Here is a 26,361-nt window from a genome sequence, read left to right as displayed (position 1 = left end):
CTCTGTTTTAATTATAGGGTGACATTTACACCAACAGAATAGGTCCTTAAAACAGGATATGTGTCCCATGCGCCATCCGAATCTTTATAATCAAAGGGATTATAAAAGTTTAACGGATTCAATGCGGATAAAACAATACGAGCACTATTGATCTTTAACCGGTCAGTTATAGATTTAGGTATGGAGTAATTTAAATTGGCGTTCCTCATTCGCAACCTGAGACCATTTACTTTCCAAAAGTCGGAGACAGGGGTCAGGCTAATATCACCGTGATAGGGATTAGGATATTTGCCGTACGGGTTCAATGTTGGATCATAGATATTTCCCCAATAGGAAACCCCATTCTGATAGAGGTTATCAATATTTCTTTCCAGCAGGTTACGTCCATCTATTTCACTCCATCCGCCAAAAGAACCGGCGATCACACACTCAAAATTCAGTCCTTTAAATCCAGCCTTGAGCGTCATTCCAAAACCATAATGATTAGATGCCTTTTTAGAAAGTTTCACCTGGTCGTTATCATCAATCACGCCATCAGGACCGGCAAAAGTGCCATCGGCTTTTATTGAACCCCTTACATCCCGGTAATACAGCATACCAGGTCTCAGGTTGTCAACAGATGTACCAAATACAGATGTAATATTATATTTAGACACATAGCCGTCAATATCAGCCTGAGAGTAAAACATACCTAAGTAATCATAACCCCATTTGCCATTATCACTCGATTGATCAGGACGATCATTCCACGGATATAAAGCATCAATGTCATTGAAATTACCTTTCTTCACTTTATTGTCTGCCCAGGAAAATCTTGTACTCACACCATAGGTGAAATCTTTGCCAATATTGTCTTCCCAACCAAGGCCTAACTCATAACCAAAAAAGTCGATAGCACCCCAGTTTTGAGAAGCAATAGAACCACCAACAGTTATCGGAACAACGCCAGTACGTTCTATTAACATATTTGTTCCTTTATTATAGAACAACTCAACTGTGGAGGAAAGCCTGTTTTTAAAGAACCGGGCATCAATACCGATGTTTTGTTTTAACTCATCACTCCAGGTAACATCAGCATTGGGAGAAACTTCCATTTTCATTCCGATGTCGGCAGGGTTGTTATCCGCACCGAATTGACCGCCTTTTCCATTCTGAAATGTAAAACGCTGTCTCCACTGCCATGCCCTGGTATCATCTTTACCCAACAAACCAATAGAGTAACGCAGCTTTAGGTAGTCAACAGCCGATGATTTAAAAAAGTCTTCCGAAGAAATAACCCAGCCCGCACTTGCCGAATAAAACTTTCCCCAATAATTTTCAGGGGCAAATTTGTTGGAGGCATCGGTACGGAATAAGAATTCAGCCAGGTATTTACTCGCATAACTATAATTCAGGCGACCAACATAGCCGAGATTCCCGCTTTCATAAGCAAAGGTTCTTCCATCAATAGCACCAAAAGCCGTGTTGAACTGACCATTGGTAAATATGGAAGGACTTTCTTTGGAAACATCTTCCTGGGTTGATTCTGCTTCTGATCTTTCAGCACTAAAAAGCGCTGAAACATTGTGCTGTCCGAAGCTCTTGCTATAGCTCAGCGTAAAGTTTGCCTGTTGTAATTTTGAAGTTTTATTAAAGAAGCGAACGCTGTTATCATTGTTATAAAAAGCAGAATCTCTCACAGTAGCTCCTTCATAAATGTGTTGGTTATCGCCGAGTTGATTAAAGCGGTAAAGCATATACCTGGAACCAACTCTTGCATCATGACCGGAACCGGTATTTCTCGCATACGAAACTCTTGCTTTTAACCCTTTTAAAAATGGCGCTTCATATTCCAGGTAAAGATTGACAGTAGAAAGATTATCATCTTTATCCATGTAGTTATCCAGGTTGTTTAATTCGAAGAAGTGATAGGCCGATAAATTGCTGCTACCACTGGCGCCAGGAAGTCTTACCGGTTTACCATTAATGTAAGGGGGCACATAACGGGGTGCCCTTAACAGGTTCCTGTAATCATTCTCTATATTCTCTCCACCGATCTTACTATTCATCTCCATAGAACTTTGATAGTTTCCGCCCACCTGTAAACCAGCTTTCAATCCATTTGCTACCGTTACATCAGCACCAGCCCGATAAGTCCATTTCCCATATTCCAATTTACCCAGGTTACCATCCTGTGTATAGTATGATACGTTGGCGAAATAAGTTGCTTTTTCCGCACCTCCGCCGATATTAATTGTATGACGGGTATTGTAAGCAGACTTCCAAGCCATATCGAGCCAATCGTGATTGATCGCGGCGAAATGATCTAACTCATCCTGGCTGAAAAATCGGGTTCGGTCAGATGCATTAGTTACATTGGCGCCGTTGGGTCCATTAACAATGTTGATATATTTCGCCAAGTCAGCGGCACTCATCATCTTTGTCCGGTAAGCTTCATCATTAATTGCATATGAACCGCTATAGCTGATACGTGGTTTACCCGCTTTGCCTCTTTTTGTTTGAACCACGATAGCTCCGTTAGCTCCCCTTGATCCGTAAATAGCAGCGGCACCATCTTTCAACACACTTATGCTTTCTACTTCGGAAGGATCAAGACTATTAAATAATGTAGCATCATTCAGTCCCTGGGACGTAATCTGTATTACACCATCAATAATAAATAGCGGATTATTGTTTCCTCCGTCTTTTGCCAATGATACAGGGTTGCGGATCGTCAACTGGGCCTGTGAGCCCGGGCGGCTTGTACCACCACTTACACCTAATCCAAGTATCCTCCCGGATAAGGCAGCGCCAAGATTACTGATAGGCAAGTCTTCTATCTCTTTCGCTTTGATTGATTCTACCGCACCCGTAAGATGTGATTTCTTTTGTGTACCATAACCCACCACAATCACCTCGTCAAGGTCGGCAGCTATATTATCCAATTGAATATTTAGGTCACCCTCACCCGCCTTTGATTCATAAAAACTATAACCGACGTGTGAGATCGCAATGACAGACTCTGATGAAGGAGCTTTAATGGTAAAGGTTCCATTTGCATCTGAAAGTGTACTCTCCTTAGTATTTTTCACTTTGACAGAAGCACCTTCCAATGGCAGCCCTGTTTTTTTGTCGGTTATCTTTCCAGAAATTTTTTTCTCCTGTGCAGAGGAGAGTAGTTGTGTGCATAAGAGGAGGAGCAGCACACCCAACTTCGCAGCAAGTCGTTTTACGTTCATATGGCTGTGTTAATTTTAAAGTGAAACAGTTAGTTGATTTTTATTTTTGATTGCCGGCTTCTTTTTGTGCAGCTTCCCGTTCTTTGATCCTTTTCTGCCATTCTATACCTTCTTTCTTCATATCGTAACCAGCCGCAGAAAGGTAATTGTTAATGCGGCCTTTATATTTTCCAAAAACACCATGTTTTTTTTCCGATGAACCTTCATCCATGGCCAGCTCTCTTGCCTCTACCAGCCAGCCATACATTTTTTCCTTTTGTTCTGCTGTGAGATTGGGCAACATATCCTGGTAGGCTTTCCAGGTAATGGGTAATATGCTGTAAGTCATCCCATCTTTTATTTTCTCAACCTGTTCGTCAGAAAGATTGTCTTTAAGCCTGGCAATGAAAGCCGAATGAAGTTTGACGAGTTTCTCCGATTTTTCAGCTTTTTGCTTTTTTATCAAAATCTCTGCGCTCTCTTTAGAAGCTGTATTTTTTTTAATAACATCTATTGCTGCCTTATTGTTATCATGGATAGCGTTTAATTCCAGGTATTGATTAGCAACCAATGACAATACTTTATCATGCTTGCGGGAGTCTGTCAATGACAGCGTGTTCACAATTTTAGCAGCCCTTTCAGTTACTACCTTTTTATAGGTAGCCTGTTGATCGTTGCTATCTTGCGCAACAACTGAAAATTGAAGGCAAGCAATCGCCAGAACAAACAGCATTGCTTTAATTGAAAATATTTTTTTATATAAATGAGAATTCGTCCGTTGATCAAAGCCGGGCACTATTGCAAATAAGCCGAACTGCAAATTTCTTTTTACGGGGTTACTACTGGCAAGCATAAACCTTTTCATCAAATGCGTTTTTATCGTTAGATGCGATGAATGAACGGCAGGGGAAATTTATCATTCATCTGGTTAAAGGTACATGTGCGTATTACCGGTAACAATGTAAGGTTTCGCTATAAAGATGGAAGATTTTACTATTCGTCAATTCAGCCATTTCCGGGAACGATTGCATAGTTTTCCTTTCAATTATCAGCTTTCAAAGATAAAAAATCGCCTTTTAATCCGGGGCTCGAAGCCTTTAATGTAATATTTCCCTTTTTTGCCGTTGATTGAACAATGGCGAGCGCCATAGCTTTCCAGGCTTTTCTTTTTATTTTTAGTCCTATAGTATCAGCCAGTCCCTGTTAAAATAAATTCTGACCTGGCTTGTGAAAAAACTGTTTGACAAAAAAGAAAAACTACAACGACTACAACTATTTTCTTACACATAGATTTTTATAAGAGCAGGATTGATTACCACCAATGATGGACCGATGGCTTTATATATTTTTCATAAACAGCCTGCACCTGCTGCATTTGTTCATTTGTTAAAGCTTTTTCCTGCAGCGCATTGAGGTTGCTTAACACTTGTGCGGGTTTTGATGCACCCGGAATTATCGTACTTACTTCTTCGAACTGCATGATCCATTTCAAAGCAATAGCGGCCAGGTTGGCATTGGCAGAAAATATTTTCTTTAACTCCTCCACCGCTTCCAGGCCTTTGTTATAGTCAATACCGGAAAAAGTTTCACCCTTATCAAATGCTTCGCCCTGGCGATTGAAGTGCCGGTGATCACCAGTTTGAAATTCTGTTTGCGCAGTAAACTTGCCACTCAGCAACCCACTTGCCAACGGAACCCTCACAATGATGCCTACATTTTTCTTTTTAGCTTCCTGGAAAAATAATGCTGCCGGCCGCTGGCGAAACATATTAAAGATAATCTGCACGGTAGTGACGTTATCAAACTCAATAGCCTTGAGAGCTTCTTCTACCTTTTCTACGCTTACGCCGAGATGTTGAATTTTACCTTCCTTTTTCAATGTGTTAAACAGGTCAAATATCTCGGGGCGATAATACACCCGAGTTGGCGGACAGTGCAGTTGTATCAAATCGATTGTTTCTACCTGAAGCCTCCGCAAACTATCTTCCACATATTTTTTCAAAATGTTTGGCTGATAACCTTCATTGATATGTGGATGTATCTGTCGGCCACATTTGGTTGCCACATATATTTTTTCTTTTCTTGTTCTGAGAAATTTGCCAACTGCTTTTTCACTTTCTCCATCACTATATACATCTGCTGTGTCAATGAAATTGACGCCATTGTCAACGGCTGCATTCAGAATTTCATCCGCATTCTTACTATCAAACTCACTACCCCATTTACCGCCTACCTGCCAGGTGCCGAGGCTAATGGCAGAAACGGAAAAGCCTGTTTTGCCCAATGTTCTGTATTCCATATTTATTGCATTTCAATTTTTGAGGGAAAAAAATTATAATTCTACCATCGCCTTTATCACTCCGTTGGACGGAACAAGCCAGCTTTCAAAATGGGCTTTTACTTCATCGAAATGCACACGGTGAGTAATATAAGTGGCGGGGTCAACCCATTTTTGCCTCATGCAATTAAGTACATGGTCAAAATCTTCTCTTGTTGCATTCCGGCTGCTCATCAGCGTAGCTTCCCGTTTGTGAAATTCCGGGTGGCTAAAACTGATTTCTTCTTTCTGTAACCCTACGAGCACATATCTTGCTCCATGGGCTATGTATTGAAAAGCTGAATTGATCGCTTTTAAATTGCCCGTGGCGTCGATCACCACCGTTGGCATATCATTATTTGTAATGAGTTGTAATTCTTTTAAGCTATCGGCCGTAAGCGGATTTATTGTATGCGCTACTTTTAATTTTTCGTTGCAGAAAGCAAGACGTTTTTCATTTACATCCATCGCAATCACTTTTGCACCAGCTATTCTTGCAAATTCCATCACACCCAATCCAATGGGCCCTGCACCAATCACCAGCACATATTCACCCGGCCTCACTCCTGCCCTGCGGATGCTATGTGCGCCAATCGCCAACGGCTCCACCAATGCCAATTCATCAAAACTCAAATCATTTCCGTCGATCAGAGATTGAACTGGTACCGAAATATATTCGGACATGCCACCATCGATGTGTACACCAAAAACTTTCATGTTGACACAGCAGTTGGTCAACCCATTTCGACAGGCAATACATTCGCCACAATTGAAGTAAGGGATGAAGGTCACACTGTCTCCCACCTTGTATTGGCTATTATCTTCTATCTCCACAACCTCTGCAGCCAATTCGTGCCCGAGGATACGGGGATATGCAAAATAGGGTTGTGTTCCTTCGAATGCATGAAGGTCTGTGCCGCAAATACCAATCCTTTTTATCCGGAGAATAGCGTTTCCTTTTTTTAATGCAGGCTGTTCATTTATTGCGTACTTAAACGAGCCAGGTTGTTCACATATTAATACTTTCATTTCTTAATCATTAACTGTAAAATTATATTTTCCTGAACCACATTTCACAATTGCTCTTCCATTCTCATAGCTATTCCTTATTTTTTTCCCATCCCTGCTTACAATGGATGTTTTACTGGCAGGAAGGTGAATGATAGCAGTAGTGTTGACAGGTATCTCGGCGTGCAGATCAAATTCGTTTTCTTTTCTTTCCCACCTAACCCTTATGGAACCGTAGGGAGAATGATAACTTGCTTTGGCATTCGTCACGTTTCCTACCGGTTCCGGCCTGATGAGTATTTCTTTATAGGCCACTGAATTTTTTGTTTGCTTTATCCCGGCTAGCCCTGCATAAAACCATTCCATCAAATGCCCCAGCATAAAATGATTATTGGAAACTGATTCATAAGCCTGCCAGCTCTCCGTTAGCGCCGTGGCGCCATGTTTTAATTGGAAACCATACCCGGGCACATCATCACGGCTGTTCATATCAAATATTACATCACTTCGACCCGCTTCTTCCAAAGCCCTTAATACATACCGATAACCAATATCTCCTGCTGTCAACGCATTGTTGCGGTTGCGAATATCGTTTATTAATGCATTGACTACAGCCTGCCTGTGCTTCGGCTCCACCAGGTTCATATATAACGCCATAGCATTGGCAGTTTGACTGGCCGAGTCATATTGCATTTTTTGCTGATCAAAAAAATTTGCATTGAAGGAACGCTTTACCTGCGATGCCAGTTGCTGATACACTTTTGCATCGGCTGGCTTATTGAGCAGTTTGGCCACTTTAGTCATGATGGTGAGATCATAATAAAATGTGGCGGTGGAAGTGATGCCCATTTTTGTCATCTGCGCAAAACCCGATTTATTAGGCCCAATATCAAACCAGTCGCCAAGGCCGTGCGATAGAATATTATTCTTTGTCTTACTCTTTAAATACATTAAATATCCTTTCATCATCCCGTAGGCTTCTGCCAGGGTTTGCTTGTCGCCATACCATTGATAATTATACCATGGCAAAATGATAGCGGCACTTCCCCATTCTGGGGATTCATCAAACGGCGGCGTAAACTTCGTAAACTCAGGTGCTATCTCAGGTATTTTGCCATCAGGATACTGTGCATTCATCATGTCCCTGATCACTTTTCTGCACATACCGGCAATATCATAGTTGTATTGAACTGAAGCCCCCATCAAATGTGTTTGCTCCAGCCAACCCAATTTTTCACGATGAGGGCAATCTGTAAACACACTCATCATATTACTTTTTATCGCCCAGTTGATCAGTGTGTTTGTTTTGTTGAACAACTCGTTGGAACAATTGAACGCCCCAACTGTGCCGGCTGCATTGCGAATATGCAAGCCTTCTATATTTTTTACAACCGGCAATGATTTGGTAGTATCGGTTGCAATTACCTGCACCTGTAAATAGCGAAATCCATAATAGCTGAACCGCGGTTGCCAGCTTTCGTCACCCTCACCTTTCAATATATATGTATAATAACTGGGAGAACCAGTTGCTTTCTGATTCGCTGTGCCATCCTTATTGATCAGTTCTGAGGGTGTGATCTTTACTGTATCACTTTTATTTCCTTTCACGGTAATGGAGGGAATGCCCGAAAAATTTTGTGCCAGGTCATACATCCATGTATTAGCGTCCAATTGTGTTTTACTGACAGGAGTAAATCGCTGCATTATTTTTAGCGGCTCTGCCGATGCACCATCCAATGTTAATGGCCCGGTAGTAACAACGACTTTTTTCCAATGACTATCATCAAAGCCCGTCCCGTTCCAGCCAGCCTGCTCCAGCGAAGCATCGTAATCTTCCCCACCAAATATGCTTGAAAAAATAATGGGTGATGATGAGGCTTTCCAATTTTCATCACTAACGATATCGCTGCTGCTACCGTCCGTATATTCAATGATTGTGCGTATAATCATTTTGGGCAATCCATAGGCGCCTGTCATTTTCCGATAACGCTGACCAGGTATATAATAAAATCCATTACCAAGCATTATAACAATGGCATTGCTTCCCTGCTGCATTTCGCCGGTTATATCAAAACTTACATACTGCGCATGTTTCGAATAGTTGGTCCAGCCAGGATCAAGAAAATGATCGCCGATCTTCTTGCCGTTTATATACATTTCAAAATGCCCAAGACCGCAAACAAATGCTGTGGCTGACTTTATTTTTTTATAAATTGAAAATTCCTTTCTAAATATAGGCAACGCATTTCTTCTTGCACCCCATACTTTCTTACCATTGCCATGTACAAGTGGAACAATAATGGCCGAGTCATTGATTTCTTCGTAAGCTATCCATTTGGCATTATTCCAATCAGACTTTTTGAGTAGCCCCATTTGCCAGGTCGCCATATTGCTCCAGCCCGACACTTGCTTTTTATTATCCCAAACCATCACTTTCCAAAAATATTTTTTTGCCGGCTGCAATGCTTTGCCTTTGTATTCAACCTGTATAGAACTCCTACTAATTATTTTTTTCGAATCCCATACATTGCCAATATTTTTTATCAATAGTAATGAATCATCAGCCACCAGCACCTGGTACCCGGTTTGTAAAACATTCCGTTCATTACTTTGCAATTCCCAGCTAAAGTGCGGATTCAAATTATCGACACCGGATGGATCCTTTCTGTATTCGCAACGAAGATTGGTCACAGTAAGTTGTTGGGAAAATCCCTTCAACGTAACCAATAAAACTATTACACTGTAAAGAAATCGTTGCATTGCTGTGTATTAAGGTTGTCGTTATTGAATATCTATGCCCGAGATGGCCAGTCCATTGGCCCTGTCTATTACTAATCTCACTATATAATTCCCCGCATTGATCATATTCCCTGTATTGATGGTAAACTGGTTCCATTTACCAGGATTTGTAAAACTAAAATGAACTGCTTCATCCAGCATCATGGTGTTACCTGCTCCAATCAACTGTAACCTACCAGCAACTGGCGTTTTAGATCCATAAAAATATTTTAGGGTGATTGAATAAATATCGGCCACACCAGTTTGAATCGGCCATTCTACCAGCACCTGGTTATTTATTTTAACAACGGCACACTCTCTTCCTGCAAATTGTTCTTTTTTAACACCGTCAGTCAACCTGGCAACATTAGTTTTATACTGCGTTACCGGTTTCAGATCATAAGCGGGCTGCATAGTAGTGACAGGCAATAGCATGACCAGTAAAGAATCCTCAAGTTCAACTCTTGTATTTTTCTGAAATCTTTTCCGGAAAACAGTATAATGCTTTCCGGCATTTTCATCGGTAATGATTTGAGCCGATGTGTTTTCAAAACCGATTGGTTTTAGCTTTTCATTACCGGAAGCGATAAACACATCCGCATCCTCCTTTATAGTAAATGAAATCTTTTTTCCTGATGGCTGCTTTGTAGACCGGAGCCAATCTGCCCCGTAAAGATTGGATGGAAGCGAGTTAAACTGTATGTCCGCATCGGCAAATGGCTTATCGCCTATATCCATCCAGCTTTGCAAGCTACAGCCGTTGCAGGATAAATCAGTAACCAGTGAAGAAGGTTGCGGAGCTTTGATTTGCCGGTTGAGTGAAGCGATGGCAATAGCAGAAATCAGCGCCTGCCCGGCTTTAACTTCCGGGAACGATACAATCATTTTGCCACCCGTTATTTTTGCCATCACAACTTTCTTTAAAGCCCGGTTTGTTCCTGCTTCGTTCCAGATGTCCAAATCATCTAAAACCGTTTTTCCGTTAATAGCCACATCAAAAATGCGCAAGCCTTTTGCCTTTGCACCACCGCCAATTCCCCACCATGGTTCTATAAAATAAAGTTCTACCAGGTATTCGCCATCCGAAAGCGGAAATTCATACCGGAGTTTGTCGCGGCCATACCGGAATGTTTGAAACAACTTCCAATCCTTTGAACCTTTGACAGGAGAAAAAGTTCTTCGCTGGCTGGCAAACTCAGCGGGCATGCCGGGAAAATCTTTTGTCCATGATTCAGCAAAACCTTTATCTGCTCTCCAGTGATTTCCATTCATGTCTTGATAATCCGGCCCACCACAGTTGATACGGTAGATATAATTATAACCTGCCTGGGGTTTTGTCAGCGGTTTTGATTCGATAAAAAGTTGATTAAAGTTGGGTGATTGTGGCAAATGATTTAATACGATAGTATCTTTTGCTACAATTTTTCCATTGACATAACCAACCGCATATAACAGGTTATATTTTATTCCAACCTGATCCCATTGAAAATGCGTGCCGACGCCATTTCTTTTCCGTTTGCCTAATGACAAGTTATCGATATCATTGAACAACTCCACCTCATCGCAGTTGGAATAAACATAAAAACTGTCTTTGATCCCACCCTGCATCCAGCGATTGGGCCAGGTGTGGGAAACAATGTACAGCATGGGCTCTTTTTCCTTCGATGCGTAATTGCTGCGATACATGTAAAAGGCGTCGGTCGGTTCTTCCCAGGGCGTCAATAAGCCTTTGTAGTTAACAGGGCCAATTCTATCCAACTCCCGCAAGCCTTCGCCACCCTGCACACGACCGGGATTGTCATGTGAAGTGAGCAACCAGAAAAAATGACCCGCTACACTATCTTTCACTGATTCTGCCAGCCGGATCTTCTGTTCCATCAGTTGCGTCATCCGGTCCTCACTGTAAATCCCGTTTTGTATAAACCCTCCTTCGCTGTGTAAATCCAGCGTTCGCCAGGCGCCATATTCGCCTACTAAAACTTGCTTCTTCAAATCACTCGCATAAGTTGTTGGATCGCCTCCGTAAGTACCGGTCCAGTTTTGGGGCACATCCCAATCGATTCCGCTGCCACCATTGCAGGTAGTAACCAGTCGCTGTGATGAGGCAGTAGGATCCAGCGAACGGATCAGCTCCGTACACTCTTTGGCAAAATCTTCAGGCAGCTTACTCTCGTTCTGTAAGCCCCACAAAACAACTGCCGGATCATTTCTTCTTTCAATCACCCATTCTTTTAGCAGCTCCTTGAACTGCTTTCTGAATGCCGGTGAATCATACCAGACATGGGCGGAAAGTTGCGTCCACCAAAGAATGCCCAGTTGATTGCAGAGCTTTCCATACAATAAATTATGTGGCTGATGCCCGTCACGAAAAGCATTGAAGCCAGCAGCCTGTAACCATTTCATTCGTGCTATCACCTGTTCATTGCTAAAAGCATGTGATTGACCAAGCAAATGCTCATACTCCGCGACACCATTAATAAAAACAGGCTTATCATTCAGGTAAAATTGATTGGTTGATGTGCGCCAGTTAATGGTGCGAAAACCGAAATCCGTTTCCTGCTTATCAATAACGATATTGTTTTCCTTAATTACCGAAACAATTTTGTAGAGATATGGATCTTCAACTGACCAGGAATAAAACCCGGAAATAATAAGCTGAGGATTTTGAGAAATAGTGATGCTATCGCCGGGTAAAAATTCTTTTCCTGAACTTGTTTCTGCGACTATTTTTCCATCCCTGTTAACAAGCTGATGAACTAAACGAATATTTCTTTTTTTTGATGAGTAATTTTTAACGGTTGTATTGATGAACAATGTTGCCTTGTCACTATTGATATCGGCCCATGCATGCACCCCAAAAGGTTCGATGCGAATATCACCGGTAACGACCAGATGAACAGGACGAAAGATGCCCATTGGTTGAGAGCCTTCGGAAAACCCCCTCTCTTCACTACAACCACCACAAACCCATGGCAGGTCTTTGATGTTCGACGGATGATAGGCTCTTACCGCAACTTCATTGTCGGTGCCATCAGTTTTAACCACATCGGTAACATCAATGGTAAACGTGGTTCTGCCACCGGCATGTTCACCGACCTTGCACTTGTTGAGGTAAACTGTCGCATAAGAACCTACTCCTTCAAAAAACAAAAAGAAACGTTTGCTTGTTTTCTTTTGTGTAATAGAAAATGTTTTGCGGTACCACGAATCACCATGACGGTTGCCGTGCAATAAACGCCTGTATCCATCATACTGGTCCCAGTTGTGCGGAATATTTACTTTTTCCCAACTGCTATTGATTGATGATTGATATGAATTGGCCGGAAGCAATTTGTCACCCGATGTAGCAATGCTATACCAACTACTGTTTAATAAAATATCCTGGCGCTGTGACAGGGAGTTGAACCACAAAGACACGAAGGCACAGAGCAGAAGCCCCCTACCCCCTAAAGGGGATTTACCAGGCACAGCCCTATCTTTCTGACGGGTATCATTAAAGCGCAGAACTTCATTATTAATAAGGCGTAAAAAAAATATCAGTTTTATTGCATAGCAAAGGCTGTGCCTTTGATGGTCCCGGCATTTCGCCGGGATCGGGAGGTGGCTGCTATAATTCTTTAAGTTCACCATCAAATTGATAACTGCCCCCCTTACTTGTTTTGATATTTATGATTTTCCCATTATAACGCACCTGCAGTTCACTGCTGGCAGTCGATTTTATCAGCAGCCTGGTTAATTTTCCATTGCGCCATTGCATATCCAGTACAAAGCCACCTCTTGCACAAAGACCTTTTACTTCACCAGCTGGTAAGGCAGCTGGCAAAGCAGGCAGTATGTCGATGAATTGAGTGTGGCTTTGTATTAATAGCTCACCGATACCGGCAGCGCCACCAAAGTTGCCATCAATTTGAAATGGCGGATGCGCATCGAATAAATTAGGATAGCTGCCTGCGCCATTTTTAGCAGGACTCATAAGCATTTGAATCAAACAGAAAGCATGATCGCCATCTTTGAAACGTGCCCAGCAATTTATTTTCCAGCCAAGACTCCATCCCGTAGCGGCATCGCCACGATACAACAAGGATTGCTGCGCTGCTTTCATCAGTTGCGGTGTTTCATCCCAGTTTATTTCACTTCCCGGATGCATGGCCCATAAATGCGAGATATGCCGGTGCTTATTGGTAGTATCATCAACATCCTGCATCCATTCCTGCAATTGTCCATATTTTCCAATGTGGTCTGGTGCGATTTGTTTTAGCTTTTCGCTCAATGTTTGTTGTAAAGTCACATCCGTATTCAAAATCGTCGCTGCATTAATCACATTTTTAAAAAGTGCCCGGATGATCTGGTGATCCATGGCGGGGCCAGCCACCAATCCGCCCTGCTCCGGTGAATTGGATGGAGTACTGATCAAATAACCCGTAGCCGGATCTTTTGTCTGAAATGAGTTGAAAAATAGAGCCGCTTCCTTCATAACAGGATAAGCCCTGCCTTGTAAAAAACTTTTATCCCGGGTAAATAAATAATGCTCCCACAAATGCTGGCATAACCAGGCGCCACCGGTAACCCATATACCATGGTTGGCAGCATTGATGGGCGCCGTGCCACGCCACAAATCGGTGTTATGATGCAATACCCAACCCGGCGCATTGTAATGATCTTTGGCAGTTTGCTTTCCGGTAACCGCTAATTCCTCTATCATTTTGAACAACGGTTCATGTAATGAAGAAAGGTTAAGCGCTTCTGCCGGCCAGTAATTCATCTCAGCATTGATATTGGTAGTGTACTTACTTCCCCATGGGGGTGTCAACAAATCATTCCAAATACCTTGCAGATTAGCGGGCCTCGTGCCGGGACGGGACGAAGATATCAACAAATATCTTCCGTATTGCAAATACAGGGCAACAAAAGAAGGATCATTGGAAGAAGCAAATTTCGCAAGGCGTTCATCGGTGGGTAAAGCAGTCCCCTGCAAACCTCCTCCGCCAGTCGGCGGAGAGGCTTCCGAAGACTCCGATTGATTATTAAGATTTATTGAAAATGTGTTGAAATATTTTTGGTATTCCTTTATGTGTGCAGCCTTGATTTGATAATAGTTTTTTGAAACAATACTTTTCAAGGCATTGATACAGGGAGAGGCGGGATTTGCTGAAATGTCATTATAATTTTTATAATTGGTTCCCGCGGTTAAATACACCGTAGCTTCATTTGCATTATCGACTTTGATGTTATCACCGATAATTTTTATACTGCCTCCTACTGTTTTTACCTGTAAATAACTCTCACCGCGCAGCGATCCATTTCTTACTTTTACTGATAGCGCAAGGGTGTTCTTATCAACTTTTCTAACCGTAAAGTTTTTATGTGGGCTGGTCAATGATACCCCGAAACTAATACTGGCTTTTTTGGACGCCGAAATATTTATTGCCAATACCTGGTTGGGCTGGCTTACAAAATATTCCCGGTTGTATTGAATATTATTAACCTTATAAGAAGTAGTAGCGATAGCATTAACCAGATCCAACTCCCTTTTGTAATCAGTCGCTGGCGCAGCATTTTTAAATTGCAATTCCAGGTCCCCGAAAGGCTGATAACTTGCCTGGTAAGCTCCGGCAACAGGTGGTTCATCATTTTGAATAAAATATTTCCATTGACCATTCAGGGAAATCTTTGCTACTTCATCGTTGACCGGATAGACTCCAATATGGCGAGCGGTGTCCTTATACCCCATGATACCACCTTTATCAAAAAAGTTCAACACCTGCACGGCAATCACATTTTTGCCGGGATGTAAAACAGTATGGGGTATACTGTATCTTCTTGATTCACTATTATCCTGTGATCCAACCAGTTTCCCGTTAACATAGGTAAAGTCCTGGTCACGGATACGGTTTAAATCCAAAACAATGTCCTTGCCAGTCCACGAAGCGGGCAGTTCAAAACTTGTTCTTACCCATACTGCTCCATCCAGTCCTTCAAAACCCACAGCTTCCCATCCTTCGTAGGAAGGGACGGTCATCGCTTTCCATTTACTGTCATTAAAATTTTCCGCTGCAACTTCTTTGTTCTGTAAAACCTCTTTAATCCAATCTTCTTTTTTTCCTGCATCACTTTTTAACCCCATGAATTCTTTTTCCGCCAATGCTTCCGCTTCTTTTTGTTTTCCTTCAAACAATAATTGACGAATGGTATCTAAATAGCGGTAAGCACCGGGGCGACTGTATTGTCTTGGACCACCTGTCCATAAGGTTTCTTCATTAAACTGGATTCTGTCCCGTTCTACGCCACCAAAGATCATGGCGCCGATTCTTCCATTGCCAACCGGTAACGCCTCTGTCCATTTTGCAGCAGGCTGTTTATACCAGAGTTTCAGATCCTGCGCACAAAGGCCTTGTACAAGCAATGCCAATGTCACCAGTAAAAAATACTTTATTTGTTGCATAGCCATCTTATTCAAATAACCAATCTATTTCTTTTTTAATTCCCCCCTCTATTAGACCTGCATCGGAGGGTTGGATGTCCTTATTGCCATCTATAAAGCCAACAACCAGGCAAAGGCCTTTTCCTAATTTCAATTCATTGCTGCCAGCAGGAAAACTATAGCTGTGAATATTAACAGGCGGCATTCCTCTAATCACCACAGCATTTGCAATTTTTACTTCAGCCTGTCCATAATCATTGGCGCTGGCGTTCGTTTCCAGTTCCGGAGCTTTTAGAAAAAAACTGTCTTTTGAAAAAGCCGCCCGTTGCGGGTTGAAGTATCCTATTAAAATATTTATGGGCGTTGTTGATGTAAACGAGATTGAAGTATTTTCTTTCAATTGATCTTTTAGAGAGAGTTTTACCCCCTGCAGATCTTTCAACTCATCGGCATAAGATGTAATTACCAGGTTGGTGTCTGCAAAAATTTTGGCGCCCGTTTCAATGGAATAGATAGCGTCCGCTGAACCGATCCTTTTTACAGCAGCATTTTTTAAAGACTCTTTTTTTACAACGGCTCCTGTTTTTAAATTTCTCAGCGAATCAATTTTTCTTTTGAAAATATCGACCTCCCCCTGGAAAACCGGCAACATTTCCTGCCAGTGTTTGAACGTACCGTCCACTCCCCTCATGGGTATTTTTCGCTGTTGCGTTTGCATGCTGTTTGCATACAGGTAGCTGCCTTTTGTCAGGTCAACCAATTCTTTATAATGTTCAACACTCTCTTGCAGAACAGGCAAAGCTTTTTCCAGATCGGCGACTACGCCAGAATATTTATACTTCAGCACCTGTAATGCTGCTGTAGTCTTATCAGCAAAATGATATGCCATGGCTTTATAGCAACGCATGTCATTTTTTAACCGATTAAACTCGTCTTTATTCTTTGTTATTTTTGGGGCTATTGCTTCTATCGCCGTAACAGCTTTATCACTTTGCTGCTTTACCTCATTGATGATTTGGACCGGTGTTTCACCAATATGCGCTTGCTTTTTCCATTCTTTATCGGCATAGTCGATCAGCATCTCACCTTCCGGGCTTTCTCCTTCATATAGTAATGTAAATAAGCCGTAGCGATAGGGATTGATCAATTGTGTCATCAGCATTCCGAGTGTTAGTGTCTGCCTGTTGCCATCAGTGATACCAAACCGGCGCAATAACTTCGGCGCAATCTCACCCGACTGTTCATAGGCCATCAAAATTGCTTTACCATCATTGACACTGCAACCAAATTTATGCGCCAATAGTTGGCTCCAATAATTGATCTCGTCATTCCTGTTTCTTTTTGCTTTCCATGCATAACGGCTCCAGGCTTTGTACCAGATCCAATCTCTTTCAATTTGCAGTAACCGCTTTCCCCGTCCGACCGGGTCATCCGGGCGGGCTTTTACACTATCGGCCGTGTAGGGCCAGTCCCAATAGGAAGCCTGCGGATATAAATGCAATCCATTTCCGCCCATCACCTCATGCATGCCAATAACAGATTGCTGGATAAAATCAGGGGAGCCATACCGAAATGGTTCAAGGTTGGCGAGAATATGGATGTTCTCAATCTGCACACTCCCCAGCTTACTTAATGTTTGATGTAAAGCTGCCCACTGACCGCGGGGACGTGGAGTGGTCAATGCTTCACCATTGAACTTCGCTTCGGTATATAAATTTTTATACAAAGGCAAAGCGGCCTTCATCACGGACGGTGCATCTGTATCATGTGCCCGTAAAACTATTGGCGGCTCCTCGGTTTTTCCCAGCATTTTCAATCCATCTTTCACACCGGGGATAATGGTTTTGGTAAACCATTCGATATCGTCGTTGCCCACTCCCTCCATTGCCTCACCAAGACAAACCATTAAACCCACGTTCGGATATTTTTCTACAAAAGCCGTAATTGATTTTCGTGTGTAGTCAGCAATCAATGGTATAATCGGCCTTTCTCTTTCCTGCGTTTTTATCTGGTGATGTTCTGCAAATGGTTTTGACACGATAATATTATAAAACATCTGTATCACCCATATACCTCTTTTGTCCGCTTCCGAAGTAATAAAGCGGTACATTTCTTCATTCTTTTTAAACGTAACGTCATCTACTTCCACCGCATACGGATAATCTTTGAGTTTTACCAGCGAAGCGAAAGGGTGACCGTTCCATAGATACAAAGAATTCATGCGGTTGTCCAGCATAGAATCGAGTACCTGGAACCATAATTTTTTATCGTAAAACCAGGGAAAGGTTTGCGGTGTATAAGGATATTCATAAACGTTCCTTCCGGGTAAATAAGTTGATTTTTGTAAGCCTATACATTGACCCCGCAACACCATTTCCGGCGCATCAGAAAATAAACCCTGGGGTAGCAGGCTTTTATTTTTGTTTACTTGCTCCGCAAAAGCAAGACAACCGTACAAGACACCCGACTCGTCAGCACCGCTGATGCTATAAGCTTTGTCGTTTTTGTTTAGCGCAAATCCTTCTTTTTTTAATTGGCTATTGATCGTAATGGAAATAATATCCAGTGCCTTATTATTCTGTTTGGTAAAAATTGCTCCGTAGCCGTTTTTCTTCAGCGCCGACTCTAACTTTTCTATTGCAAAAAGAATACGTGGTGAGTTTTTACCTGTATTATTTTGAACAATAATTTTCTTGGTGGCAAAAACTGTATTCAGCGTCAGCAACAATACTATGGTCAGTTTTAAATTTCTCACGTTATTAATTGATTGCGGGTAATAAAACTCCGCCCTGCTCACTGCTGAGATAAGCGGCTTCCGTGCAAGCCATGGTATAAATACAATCTTCCACACTATTGTCGGGCCGTTTGATCGAACCTTCAGCAGCCAGCATCAACTGCGCCATGCTACCTATAAAAGCATGCGGAAACCAACTGCCTTCAATTTCCATTTTCTTCCATTGCGGCTCTTCACCGTCCTTTAAAAAAACATATTCAAAGCTATCTGCCGCACCACGGGGATAATTGATCAGGGCGCCAAAATTTATCAAAACAGCTCCTTTGCTTCCTTCAATTTTAATATATGATTGCTGCCTGGACATACCATAATTATGACAATGATTGGTGAGGATATTGGCCCTGGTAAAATCGCCATAATCCATAATAATATTACTTCGAACAGAAGCCAATTGCGGTGTTGAGGGATGCCGGGTCGTTTTTGCATATACCGATACAGGGTTACCTAACAGGTTTCTTATTAGATCTATATAGTGAATACTGTGGTATAATATTTCCACTCTTGAAGCCGCTACCAAAAAATCCCAAAGGTGCCAGGGAGTATAAACATTTACGTTTATTTCAATGTCATTCAACTCTCCCAATTTATTTTCACTGATCAATTTCTTTGCTGCCAGGATATAAGGCGCATAGCGTAACTGGAAATTGATTGCCGCTAATTGCTTCTTCTCCCTCACCAGGTGCAATATTTGTTTTGCCTGCTCAAAATTCTCTCCCATCGGCTTTTGCAATAACACCGCTGCGTTTGATGGCAGCTGCTTCAATATGGGAATCGTTTGTGAACCCGGCACCGCCACATCAAACAAAGCATTGGAAGGAGCATTGGCAATCATCTCGTCAAGGCTTTGAAATACTCCCGGTATTGAAAATTCATTGGCAGTCGCTGTTGCCTTTGCCAGATCAATATCAAAAATACCCTGCACATTAAAGCCTGCAATCTGGTAGGCGGGTAAATGAGCTTCATTCACAATGCCACCCGCGCCAATTATATAGATTGGTCTTTTTTCAGATGGCATTTGAAGATTCATACAAGCAACAATTAATTAGTTTATCATTTCTCTTCTCCCAGGTAATTTCCGTAAGTCAATAGCAGGATGGCCGCCAGCAAAACAAACAAGGCCAGGAACAACCAACGCATTGTTTTTGCACTGCATTGCTTCCATTCTTTCATTACTAATCCCGCTACTGAGCTAAAAAGTACCAGCATGATCATATGAATAGCCCAGCTGGTAAACTTATACGCACCCATTCTTACATGGCCCAATCCATAAAAGAAAAATTGACCATACCATAACAAACCTGTTAACACAGAAAGAAAATAGTTAATAGAAAGACTATTGCTTCCCGCGGAACCATACTGAGTAAATGTTTTTTCTTTATTGTGCAAATACAGGCAGTATAAAATCGTTGAGACAAAGGCGCCGGTATTGGAAAAAAGATAGATCACATTGCCCTGGAAATTACCGGCTCCATATTTGGCAGCCACATCGGCAATAGGTTGCCCCTGGTCTAAAGCGAACCCGTACATCGCAGATAAAATACCGGCCAATAAACAAAGAGGTAATCCTTTTGATAAGGAGAAACCAGATTTATTACCCTCACCTGCTTCAATATCTTTTTCTTTATTTCTTCCGGCAACTCCACACAAGGCAATACCTATGGCCCCCATGATGACACCCATTACCAGGTATGCCGCTCCATTACTTTTCATCACTTCGCCGAGAGTGCCATGGACAGTTGGTGGTAACAAAGTGCCCAATACGCAGCTAATGCCTACTGCAATGGCATAGGTCAATGAAAATCCAACATAACGGATAGCAATTCCAAAGGCGGTACCTCCTATGCCGTAGGCCATGCCGAATAAAAAAGATTTTTGCATAGCACCAGTGGGAGCCTCTTTTAAAACCAATGCCAATTGTGGAATGGTAAGACAAGCAACGATAACCGGCAAAACAAGCCAGCAAATAAATGCCTGGGCCATCCAGTAGGTTTGCCAACTCCACCCTTTCACAGCCTTTTGAGGGGTATAACAAAGTGAGGCGCTCGAGGCGCCGATTGCATGATACAATACGCCGTTAACTACTTCCATGCTTTTGTATTAGCTGAGCCCTAATTGGTAAAATTTATTTGCGTTATCAAATAATACTTTGTTCTGTTCCTTCTCTGTCAGCAGTTCGTCCAGGATGTCTTTTGTTACTTGCCAGGTTTCGGTATAGCTATTTGCCAGATTTGATACTGGCCAATCACCGCCACAAAAACATCTTTCTATACCAAAATGCTGCAGTACAAAATCGACATAAGGTTTGATATCCTCTTTTGTTCTATTTGCAAATTGTCCTGATGCCGTACCCAGGCCAGAGATCTTTGCATATAAATTCTTATGCCGTGCAGCGACGCTCATTAACTCTCCCCATTTGCCAAACTTCTCTTTCGATGGTATCGGTGGCCAATTGAGATGATCAAACACCATCCTCAACCCCGGCAACTTTTCTGTCAGCTCCAGCACAGTTTCAATATGCGCCGGCAAAATTCCCACAATATCGTAGGGAATATCATATTCCGCTAACAACTTCAGGCTTTCTATCACCGATGGTTGTAATAACCACCGGGAATCTTTTTCATCATGCACCTGGTGACGAATTCCTTTGCAATATTTTTCTTTCAAATATCTTTCTTCAAGCAGCCGTTGTGTCGCAGTTGTATCAGTAAGCGGCAGCCAGCACACTACTCCTTTTATCCACTCTGTTTCATAAGCCGTCTGCAACATGAAATCAGTATCTTCTACATTGCCACTTGCCTGCACCAACACCCCGGCAGTAATTCCAGCTTGCTTTCTCTCCTCTTCTAACTCATCAATCGCCCATGTTCTGTTTAATATCGACCTATCTCCCTTCAACCATGGATAGTCAGCTTTATTTAAATTCCAAACGTGTACATGTGTGTCAATAATTTTCATATTCCGGGGACGATCAGCGTTTTACTACAGGTTGCATTTCTTTTATTAATCCAAATTGCGCATCTATTTCCTCATTGTGTTCACCCAACAGTGGGGCCCCTTTCTCACTCACCAACAGTTTACCATCTATCCTGATTGGGCATCTCGTCGTTTTCACTGACAGACCGTTACTGGTTTTCACGGTAATCTCCATATTCAAAACTTTATAACCCTCTTCTTTTACCAATTGATCATAATTTAAAACAGGTGCACACCACACATCTGCTTTTTCTAATATGCTTAACCAATATGAAGCGGCATCGTTTGCCAAATGATTGGCCAATATTTTTTTAATATCGTCCCGCTGATCAAACCAATCACTGGTATTGGTAAATTTTTTTAATGGTTCGCATTCCAGTAACAAACCCAATTTCACTATGTCTGTCATCGCCAACGCAATGTACTCATCTTTTGTTTTGTAAATACCATAAGGAGCCGCAACATAAGCATGCCCGCTATTGATAGCACTGCGAACGGGTAATTGTCTTCCATCATTATAATAGCAGGTCAATACTTCAAACTGGAAATCGAGCACTGACTCAAACATATTCACCTGCACCAATGCGCCTTCACCACTGACAGTTCTTTTGTACAACAAGGCAAGAATACCCTGGGCTACATGAGTTCCCGCCAAAATATCAACTGCAGCAACACCCATCGGCGTTGGATTTTCATTACTATTATTGCTTAACCACGTCAATCCGGAGGCAGCCTGTAATAATAAATCCTGCCCGGGCAGGTCTTTCCAGGGCCCCTCTGAACCATAGCCGCTTATTTCTGCATAAATGATGGAAGGATTAATCGCTTTCACTGTTGCATAATCCAGGCCCAGCCTTTCCATCACACCCGGTCTGAAGTTATGCATCATTACATCGGCCTTTGATAACAATAACTTTATTTTTTCAAGATCATCTGCATCTTTCAGATCGGCAACATAACTCTGCTTATTCCTGTTTATCGCATGAAAAATGGTTGACTCACCTTCTATCATCACATCCGATACGTATAGTTGCCGGCAAATATCACCTGTGCCCGGTTTTTCAATTTTGATCACCTGTGCGCCCATATCAGCCAATCGCAGGGCTGCGGATGGGCCTGATAAAAACTGGCTAAAATCAATTACTAATATGTCTTGCAGTAAATTCATTTTGGTTTTAACGACACCGATTTTATTTTTTTTCTAATAGCTCTTCAAGAATCACTTTAGTGTGTTGTCCTAAATAGGGTGCTGCTTTGCCGGTAAATAATCTTTCACCATTGATCTTTATCGGACAGCGTGTTGTCATGATTTGCTTATCCTTCAAATTTATCACTTGCTCCATTTGCAAAATTTTATAAGCATCCATCTCCATCATTTTTTCCCAATCTAATACTTCCATAGCCCAAAGACCTGAATCGTGCAACCGCTGTATCCAATATGCTGATGATTGCTTTTCCAGTTGATCTGCCAACGCTGCTTTTATTTTATCTCTTTCAGCGAAAACATCTTCTTTTGAAAAACTGTATAATGAATCACAACCGCTGGCCTCAGCGAGCCCATGAATATCCATCATGGCTAAAGCAATATAACCGTCCGTTGTTTTATAAATGCCATAGGGAGCACTTAACAAGGGGTGTCCATTATTAATGCTACTTCTTTTTGGTTGCTGATTACGGGCGAAATACGTAGTAAAAAGTTCAAACTGGAAATCGAGCAAAGTCTCTACCAGGCTCACTTCAATCAATGCCCCTTTATTAGTTTTTTGCCGGCGGATCAAGGCGGCCAATATGCCCTGCACCAACTGAGCGCCGGCTAAAATATCACCTATTGCTATTCCAAAGGGAACGGGGCCATTATCACCATTGCCGGTGGTGTAAGTCAAACCTGTAATTGATTGCAACAATAAATCCTGTCCGGGTTTATTTTTCCAGGGACCTTCTTTGCCATAGCCCGATATTTCTGCAAAAATAAGGCGGGGGTTAACAGTCATTGTGTCCGCATAACTTAATCCAATTTTTTCCATTACACCCGGTCTGAAATTATGGATCAGTACATCTGCCTTAGTCAATATCTTTTTTACAATATCGATGTCATGTGCGTTCTTTAAATTGGCCGTAAAACTTTCTTTATTGCGATTGATCGTATGAAATAACAGGGAGCTCTCATCAGCCCAAAGATTTTTTATGGCCAGTTTCCTGCCCGCATCACCTCCATTGGGTCGCTCAATTTTTATTACCCTGGCTCCTAAATCAGCCAGCCGCAATGCAGCAGATGGCCCCGACAAATATTGGCACAACTCCACTACGATTAACCCTTTCAGCGGCAACTCTATCATACTACGACTGTTGATTTTTTATAACTTAAACTGTCACGGTAGATCTTATTCATCTCCCTCAGTGTTGTTTTTGGATTTTCATCTCTCATCAAACATTTTTGTAAAGGGGTCCCGGCAAAATCCTGGAAGTGCAGGTAACCGTGATACCTGGGCCGTAGATAACCATTATCCATTACCGGCAAAATCGTCGTAAAAAAATCATTTGCCAGGAGGTTTGCAGTAGAATCAATCCATGCAGCCCTATGACCGGGTTGACCGCCGTGCTGAACATACAATGTACGCTGTATATCGCCTGAAGTGACCCACTGTGCAAAGTCTATTGCAATTTCTTTGTGTTTGCTAAATGCAGAAATTGATAGCCCTGTACCTCCAATAGTTGTCCTGATCTTATTTTTATTAAAAGAAACAGGCTCCGCGTACTGCAATAGCGTTTTTGCAAAACCAGGCCTTGAATAATTAGAGTAGCAATAGGCGAACGGGCAATACCAAAAATCATCTGCAGTACTCATCATTTCGGCTATTGCGATTGGATTGCAACCAAACATTCTCTTATCAATAAGAGAATATAATTCTTTCATTGTATCGATAGCCAATAAGCCGGTTTCCTCGTCTATGACCTCATAATCATTTTGAAAGGGTTCTTTACCATAGGCAATACAAAAGCTGTAAAAATTCATCAGCAGGTCTATCGGTATTGCCGGCACTGCTATCTTTCCTCTTTTCGCCAGCGCTATTACTTCTTCCCATGTTTGCGGAAGAGATATATTATTACGTTCAAGTAAATCTCTCCGATAACTTGCAGCAGGCGTGGCCGCATCAATGGCCAAAGCCCATTGCGAATTCTTATAGTAATAGCTGATATGAGAGTCCCCTACTGAATTTTTCAATTGATCCTGCAAATATTCATCGGGCAAATATTTATCAAGCGCCAATACACACTCTGTATCAGCCGCACATCCTACCCATGGATGATCAATGATCAACAGGTCATATTCAGTTGTCAACTTTTCTATTGGGAAATCTGCAAACTCCTGTAGCGTTCTCTTCTTCCATTGGATTTGAACGCCGGGATTTAATTCTTCATACCGCTGGGAAGCAGCCAGCAAGGGTGTAATACCCCTGCTGTGTCCCCATGTTATACCTCTTAAAACTGCTGCCATTGTTGTTAATTGATCTTTTTGTTGACCAGTAAAAGATGTTCACAAACCATCACCAGCTCATTGCGCTGGTTAAAGCACTCGACCAATTCTGTTATCAAACCATAACCCGGCTTCTTGTGTTCCTTTTTATCAGTGATCGTCACCTTTACATGTAAGGTGTCGCCGATAAAAACCGGTTTTATAAATCTTAATCTTTCATATCCATATGTCATCGATACTTCGTTCACCAGGTCCGCAGTGAGCCCAATGGCAATAGTAAATATCAATGTGCCATGAGCTATTCTTTTTCCGAACGACTGGGTCTTGCACCATTCCTCGTCCATATGATGCGGAAAAAAATCTCCTGACTGACCTGCATGTATTATAATATCCGCCTCCGTAACAGTACGTCCCTTCGTATTGCGAACACTGTTCAATTCAAATTCCTCGAAATGCTTCCTTATAAACATATCGGTTTAGGTATCTTTTGTACTTTTTTAATAACGCTTGAAGATTGTTGCGGAAATGCAGAATAAAGAGATAAGTGCCCGCTGGATGTTTAAAGCATATGGCAACTGTCTTTTTTCTAACCGTTACAATCGTCAGTCCGCAGATTTTTGATCTTAAAAACTAAACTGCTAATCAGGATGTTAAGGTAGAACGGCGAAAGCCCTTGTTCAATGTCAGGTTTTACTGTAATGATGGAAGATTTTACTACCCGTCGTTTTGAGAAAAGGTAATTTATCAGGTGTAAAAGAGAACTATTAGCTCTCAAACCTGTTGATCTTACTATCTAACCGGTATATGTTTAAAGGAATCCGGCATAAACTAACAATTTTATTTCTTTGCAATCAGTTGTATTCTTGTGTTCCGATAATCACTGTTATGGAATTTGAAAGCTCAAAAAGTTTGATAGAGAATTTGACGAATTTTCGTCTAAATATGAAACAATATATACAACGCAAGTTAAAGGAAGGCAATTTTGATGTCACCTTTGAAATGCTGCAGGTGCTTGGCCTGCTTTGGCGCAAGCAGGATCTCAACCAGCAGGAAATAGCCAATGCCGTTCAAAAAAATAAAGCCAGTATTACCCCGATCATTGACAACCTGACCCGGCGCAAATTGGTGGTACGGTCAGGGGATCCTTCAGACAAGCGCAGCCGGATCATTTCGCTTACCCCTGCGGGCAGGGAGTATAAAGAGCAGTTCATGCCGGTGATCAATGAGTTTTATAAACTAATGGAAACCGGCCTTACGAATACGGAAATAGAACAAGCTGCCCGGGTGATTCAAAAAATGAATAGCAATCTTAATTCTTAAAGAAACAGAAGCTAAAATAAGTTTAGAATATGCGAAAAATGAAGCAAACCAGAAAAGGTATTGTTTGTACTTTTCCCT

General features: G+C 41.9%; 16 protein-coding genes. 1 reads left to right on the top strand and 15 read right to left on the bottom strand.

The window, feature by feature from the left end:
* Nucleotides 1-11 precede the first annotated feature (11 nt).
* From P2W73_RS05625 to P2W73_RS05555, 15 genes are all read right to left on the bottom strand, one after another.
* Entirely contained in the window at nucleotides 12-3,218 is a 3,207-nt protein-coding gene (locus P2W73_RS05625) for a SusC/RagA family TonB-linked outer membrane protein (RefSeq protein ID WP_276501020.1), read from the bottom strand.
* 40 nt (nucleotides 3,219-3,258) lie between these two features.
* On the bottom strand, nucleotides 3,259-4,062 hold the full coding sequence (locus P2W73_RS05620; protein WP_276501019.1) for a DUF3826 domain-containing protein: 804 nt from the start codon (nucleotides 4,060-4,062) through the stop codon (nucleotides 3,259-3,261).
* A gap of 447 nt (nucleotides 4,063-4,509) precedes the next feature.
* Complete coding sequence (locus P2W73_RS05615) at nucleotides 4,510-5,496, bottom strand: aldo/keto reductase (RefSeq protein ID WP_276501018.1); 987 nt, start codon at nucleotides 5,494-5,496, stop codon at nucleotides 4,510-4,512.
* A gap of 33 nt (nucleotides 5,497-5,529) precedes the next feature.
* The gene (locus P2W73_RS05610) at nucleotides 5,530-6,543 is read right to left on the bottom strand and encodes a zinc-binding alcohol dehydrogenase family protein (RefSeq protein WP_276501017.1); all 1,014 of its coding nucleotides are present in this window, start codon (nucleotides 6,541-6,543) and stop codon (nucleotides 5,530-5,532) included.
* A 3-nt stretch (nucleotides 6,544-6,546) separates the two neighbouring features.
* Nucleotides 6,547-9,282 (bottom strand): family 78 glycoside hydrolase catalytic domain, encoded by a 2,736-nt coding sequence (locus tag P2W73_RS05605; RefSeq protein WP_276501016.1) that lies wholly within the window; start codon nucleotides 9,280-9,282, stop codon nucleotides 6,547-6,549.
* A gap of 21 nt (nucleotides 9,283-9,303) precedes the next feature.
* Nucleotides 9,304-12,717 carry a malectin domain-containing carbohydrate-binding protein gene (locus tag P2W73_RS05600; RefSeq protein WP_276501015.1) on the bottom strand — a complete coding sequence of 1,138 codons (3,414 nt, stop codon included), beginning with the start codon at nucleotides 12,715-12,717 and terminating at the stop codon, nucleotides 9,304-9,306.
* A 190-nt stretch (nucleotides 12,718-12,907) separates the two neighbouring features.
* On the bottom strand, nucleotides 12,908-15,742 hold the full coding sequence (locus P2W73_RS05595) for a glycoside hydrolase family 95 protein (protein ID WP_276501014.1): 2,835 nt from the start codon (nucleotides 15,740-15,742) through the stop codon (nucleotides 12,908-12,910).
* Between the two features lie 7 nt (nucleotides 15,743-15,749).
* Complete coding sequence (locus P2W73_RS05590; RefSeq protein WP_276501013.1) at nucleotides 15,750-18,476, bottom strand: alpha-d-galacturonidase; 2,727 nt, start codon at nucleotides 18,474-18,476, stop codon at nucleotides 15,750-15,752.
* Nucleotides 18,477-18,480: 4 nt separating this feature from the next.
* The gene (locus P2W73_RS05585) at nucleotides 18,481-19,542 is read right to left on the bottom strand and encodes a Gfo/Idh/MocA family protein (RefSeq protein ID WP_276501012.1); all 1,062 of its coding nucleotides are present in this window, start codon (nucleotides 19,540-19,542) and stop codon (nucleotides 18,481-18,483) included.
* 23 nt (nucleotides 19,543-19,565) lie between these two features.
* Complete coding sequence (locus P2W73_RS05580) at nucleotides 19,566-20,603, bottom strand: L-rhamnose/proton symporter RhaT (protein ID WP_276501011.1); 1,038 nt, start codon at nucleotides 20,601-20,603, stop codon at nucleotides 19,566-19,568.
* Nucleotides 20,604-20,612: 9 nt separating this feature from the next.
* Nucleotides 20,613-21,470 carry an amidohydrolase family protein gene (locus P2W73_RS05575; RefSeq protein ID WP_276501010.1) on the bottom strand — a complete coding sequence of 286 codons (858 nt, stop codon included), beginning with the start codon at nucleotides 21,468-21,470 and terminating at the stop codon, nucleotides 20,613-20,615.
* 13 nt (nucleotides 21,471-21,483) lie between these two features.
* Entirely contained in the window at nucleotides 21,484-22,656 is a 1,173-nt protein-coding gene (locus tag P2W73_RS05570; RefSeq protein WP_276501009.1) for a CaiB/BaiF CoA transferase family protein, read from the bottom strand.
* Between the two features lie 22 nt (nucleotides 22,657-22,678).
* On the bottom strand, nucleotides 22,679-23,824 hold the full coding sequence (locus P2W73_RS05565) for a CaiB/BaiF CoA transferase family protein (RefSeq protein ID WP_276501008.1): 1,146 nt from the start codon (nucleotides 23,822-23,824) through the stop codon (nucleotides 22,679-22,681).
* Nucleotides 23,821-24,984 carry an ABC transporter substrate-binding protein gene (locus P2W73_RS05560; protein WP_276501007.1) on the bottom strand — a complete coding sequence of 388 codons (1,164 nt, stop codon included), beginning with the start codon at nucleotides 24,982-24,984 and terminating at the stop codon, nucleotides 23,821-23,823. Before P2W73_RS05560 ends, P2W73_RS05565 begins: the two co-directional genes overlap by 4 nt.
* 5 nt (nucleotides 24,985-24,989) lie before the next feature.
* Nucleotides 24,990-25,433 carry a MaoC family dehydratase gene (locus P2W73_RS05555; protein ID WP_276501006.1) on the bottom strand — a complete coding sequence of 148 codons (444 nt, stop codon included), beginning with the start codon at nucleotides 25,431-25,433 and terminating at the stop codon, nucleotides 24,990-24,992.
* Between the two features lie 472 nt (nucleotides 25,434-25,905).
* Between P2W73_RS05555 and P2W73_RS05550 the strand changes: the two genes are divergently transcribed.
* Nucleotides 25,906-26,283, top strand: coding sequence for a MarR family winged helix-turn-helix transcriptional regulator (locus P2W73_RS05550; protein ID WP_276501005.1), 378 nt, complete (start codon nucleotides 25,906-25,908; stop codon nucleotides 26,281-26,283).
* Nucleotides 26,284-26,361: the final 78 nt, after the last annotated feature.

It is taken from the genome of Terrimonas pollutisoli (genome assembly GCF_029360765.1).
Classification (GTDB): Bacteria; Bacteroidota; Bacteroidia; order Chitinophagales; family Chitinophagaceae; genus Terrimonas_B; species Terrimonas_B pollutisoli.
This window is presented reverse-complemented; position numbering and strand designations above follow the sequence as displayed.